Source organism: Salipiger sp. HF18, from assembly GCF_011806505.1.
In the GTDB taxonomy this organism is placed as follows: Bacteria; Pseudomonadota; Alphaproteobacteria; order Rhodobacterales; family Rhodobacteraceae; genus Salipiger; species Salipiger thiooxidans.
Genome location: NZ_JAATOS010000434.1, coordinates 1 through 3,340, shown reverse-complemented (window position 1 = coordinate 3,340; position 3,340 = coordinate 1). Strand labels below are relative to the sequence as shown.

General features: G+C 70.6%; 4 protein-coding genes. All 4 read right to left on the bottom strand.

The features are described from left to right. Positions 1-18: 18 nt before the first annotated feature. From HC022_RS21930 to HC022_RS21915, 4 genes are read right to left on the bottom strand one after another with little or no spacing between them, the layout of a single operon-like run. A complete protein-coding gene (locus HC022_RS21930; RefSeq protein ID WP_167453822.1) occupies positions 19-705 on the bottom strand; it encodes an ABC transporter ATP-binding protein in 687 nt (228 codons plus the stop codon). Beyond that, on the bottom strand, positions 702-1,451 hold the full coding sequence (locus tag HC022_RS21925; protein ID WP_167453821.1) for an ABC transporter ATP-binding protein: 750 nt from the start codon (positions 1,449-1,451) through the stop codon (positions 702-704). The genes HC022_RS21930 and HC022_RS21925 overlap by 4 nt, the downstream gene beginning before the upstream one ends. After that, positions 1,444-2,424 (bottom strand): branched-chain amino acid ABC transporter permease, encoded by a 981-nt coding sequence (locus HC022_RS21920; protein ID WP_167453820.1) that lies wholly within the window; start codon positions 2,422-2,424, stop codon positions 1,444-1,446. Before HC022_RS21920 ends, HC022_RS21925 begins: the two co-directional genes overlap by 8 nt. Next, positions 2,421-3,332 (bottom strand): branched-chain amino acid ABC transporter permease, encoded by a 912-nt coding sequence (locus tag HC022_RS21915; RefSeq protein ID WP_167453823.1) that lies wholly within the window; start codon positions 3,330-3,332, stop codon positions 2,421-2,423. The genes HC022_RS21920 and HC022_RS21915 overlap by 4 nt, the downstream gene beginning before the upstream one ends. Between the last annotated feature and the right edge of the window lie 8 nt (positions 3,333-3,340).

The window sequence follows — 3,340 nt, the reverse complement described above, 5'->3', positions numbered from 1 at the left end:
CGCAAGGACGCGCGGGGCTCAGATCCCCAGATGACGTTCGGTCGTCTCGTGGGAGAGCGCCGCCATCTCGCCACTCCAGACGCTGCGCCCGCGCTCGAGGATCACCGCCCGGTCGCAGGCGATGCGCAGCTCCCTCAGCGACTTGTCGATCACCAGCATTGCCATGCCGCTCTCGCGCTTGAGCGTGTTGATCGCGGCCCAGATCTCGGCCCGAACGGTGGGGGCGAGCCCCTCGGTGGCCTCGTCGAGGATCAGCAGCCGAGGGTTCGTCATCAGCGCCCGACCGATGGCCAGCATCTGCTGCTCGCCGCCCGAAAGGGACGCGGCGCGCTGGGTCCGGCGCTCGCCCAGCCGGGGAAAGAGCGCCGCCACGCGGCCCATGTCCCAATGTCCGGACCGGGCCGCCGCCAAGAGGTTCTCGGCCACGGTGAGGTCGCGGAAGCAGCGCCGCCCCTCGGGCACCAGCCCGATGCCCAGCCGCGCCGCCCGGTGGCTCGGCAGCCGCGACAGGTCCTGCCCGTCGAAGACCAGCGTGCCCTGCGCCGGCATCATCCGGCAGATGCAGCGCACCGTGGTGCTCTTGCCCATGCCGTTGCGGCCGAGCATTGCCAGCGCCTCGCCCTCTGCGATCTCGAGGTCCACGCCGAACAGCGCCTGGCTGGCGCCGTAGGAGGCCGTGAGCTGCGACACGGACAGCAGGGTCATGCGCCGTCTCCGAGGTAGGCGTCGCGCACCAGCGGGTCGCGGCGGATTTCGTCCACGGTGCCGGTGGCGATCACCCGTCCGTAGACCAGCACGCTGATCCGGTCGGCAAGCGCGAAGACCGCGTCCATGTCGTGCTCGACCAGCAGGATCGGCGCCTGCTGCCGCAGCCCGTCGAGGAAAACGGTCAGCCGTTGAGAGCCCTCCTGCCCCAGCCCGGCCATGGGCTCGTCCATGACGAAGGCGCGCGGGCGCAGGGTCAGGGCGACCGCCACCTCGAGCTGCCGGCGCTGGCCGTGGCTGAGCTCTGCGGTGCGCAGCGCGGCGAGATCGGCCAGCCCCACCGCCTCGAGCGCGGCCTCGGCAGTGGCACGCAGGTCGCGGTCCTTCGACACCCGCGACAGGAAGCGCCAGGGCCGGCCGCTGGCGCCGAGTGCGCCCAGCAGCACGTTCTGGAGCACCGTGTCCTGCATCGCCAGCGCCGAGATCTGGAAGGTCCGCGCCAGCCCGCGCGCCGCGCGCGCCTGCGTGGTCTCGGCGGTGACGTCCTGCCCGAGCAGTTCCACCCGCCCCTCGTCCGGCGTCAGCGCACCGCAGATCTGGGCGATCAGGGTGGATTTGCCCGCACCGTTCGGCCCGATGATGGCGTGGATCTCGCCCGGCCTCAGGTCGAGCGTGATGCCGTCGCTGGCCTGCAGCGCGCCGAAGGCCTTGCGCAGCCCATGAGTGGCCAGCACCGGCTCAGTCATGCCGCGCCCTTCCCGCCAGAACGCCGACGAGGCCGCCCTTGCCGAAGAGCACCACCAGCAGCAGGAACAGGCCGAGAAAGATCTGCCAGTACTCGCTTACCCCGCCCAGAAGGTGCTCGAGCAGCACGTAGAACCCCGCCCCCGCCACCGGCCCGAGCAGCCGCGCCACGCCACCGATGATGACGAAGACCATGATCTCGCCTGACATCTGCCAGCTCAGCATGGTGGGCGACACGAAGCGGTTGAGGTCCGCGAAGAGCGCCCCGGCAAGCCCGGTGATGGCGCCCGAGATCACCAGCGCGACAAGCTGCAGCCGCACCGGGTCGAGCCCCACCGCTCGCACCCGCTCGGGCACCTGCCGGGCCGCGTTGAGCGCCAGGCCGAAGGGCGAGCGCATCAGCCGCGCGTGCAGGACCAGCACGAGGCACAACAGCCCGAGGCAGAGCCCGTAGAACTGGATCGGGTCCAGCGTGTTCAGCCCCGGGAAGCCGTTGCGGACGTAGATCGAGAGCCCGTCCTCGCCGCCATAGGCGGGCCAGGAGATGGCGAAGAAATACATCATCTGCCCGAAGGCCAGCGTGATCATGATAAAATAGACGCCCGAGGTACGCAGGCTCAGAAGTCCGATGAGCAGCGCCGCCAGCCCCGAGGCCAGCACCGCCACCAGCCAGATCACCGGCATCGACTTGGTGCCGGCGAGCTCGAAGGGCCATTCCATCAGCGGCGTGTAGTTCTGCGCGTGGCTCGCGAGGATGCCCATGGCGTAGCCGCCGATGCCGAAGAACACCGCGTGGCCGAGGCTCACCAGCCCGCCCATGCCGAGCGCGATGTTGAGCCCCACCGCCGCCAGCGCGAAGATCACCGCGCGGGTGGCCAGCGTGATGGTGAAGGGCGCGTCCGCCCAGAGCGCCCAGCCGGGCACCGCCACGAGCGCCAGCAGCAGGGCGGCGTTGACCAGCCCCTCGCGGCTCATGCCCGGCCTCCGAACAGGCCGGTCGGCCGCCAGACCAGCACCGCCGCCATCAGCACGTAGATCGCCATGGACGCAAAGGCCGAGCCCGCGGTCGCAGCACTCGCCGGGTCGATGAATAGCCTGAAAAGTTCAGGCAACAGCACGCCGCCCAGCGTGTCGGTAAGCCCGACCAGCAGCGCGCCGATGAGCGCGCCCCGGATCGAGCCGATGCCACCGATCACGATGACCACGAAGGCAAGGATCAGCACCGGCTCGCCCATGCCCACCTGCACCGACTGGATGGCGCCGACGAGCGCCCCTGCGAGCCCGGCCAGCCCGGCGCCGAGCGCGAAAACCAGCGTGTAGAGCTTCGAGATATCGACCCCCAGCGCCGCGATCATCTCGCGGTCGTTCTCGCCCGCGCGGATGCGGATGCCGAGCCGCGTGCGGCTGTTGAGCCACCAGAGCCCCAGCGCCACGGCGATGCCGATCACGATCAGCGCGAGGCGGTAGAGCGGATAGGCGATGCCCCCGGGCAGCGTCACCGTGCCCGAGAGCGCGTCCGGCACGTCGAGGTAGAGCGGGAAGGAGCCGAAGACCCAGCGCGTGCCCTCGGAGAAGATCAGGATCAGCGCGAAGGTCGCGAGCACCTGGTCGAGGTGGTCCCGGGCGTAGAGCCTGCGGATCACCAGCGTCTCGACCAGCGCACCCGCGGCGGCGGCGGCGGCCAGCGCCGCGACCAGCGCCAGCAGGAACGACCCGGTGAGCCCCGCCACGGTCGCGGCGGCGAAGGCGCCCACCATGTAGAGCGCCCCGTGGGCGAGGTTGATGAGCCCCATGACGCCGAAGATCAGCGTCAGCCCGGCGGCCATCAGGAACAGCATCACGCCGGACTGCAGGCCGTTCAGGACCTGTTCTGCAAGCAGGATCGGGGACA

Excerpts from the sequence above, each read along its gene's own strand:
- HC022_RS21920 (WP_167453820.1), bottom strand. The coding sequence starts at position 2,424 with ATGAGCCGCGAGGGGCTGGTCAACGCCGCCCTGCTGCTGGCGCTCGTG.
- HC022_RS21925 (WP_167453821.1), bottom strand. The coding sequence starts at position 1,451 with ATGACTGAGCCGGTGCTGGCCACTCATGGGCTGCGCAAGGCCTTCGGC.
- HC022_RS21930 (WP_167453822.1), bottom strand. The coding sequence starts at position 705 with ATGACCCTGCTGTCCGTGTCGCAGCTCACGGCCTCCTACGGCGCCAGC.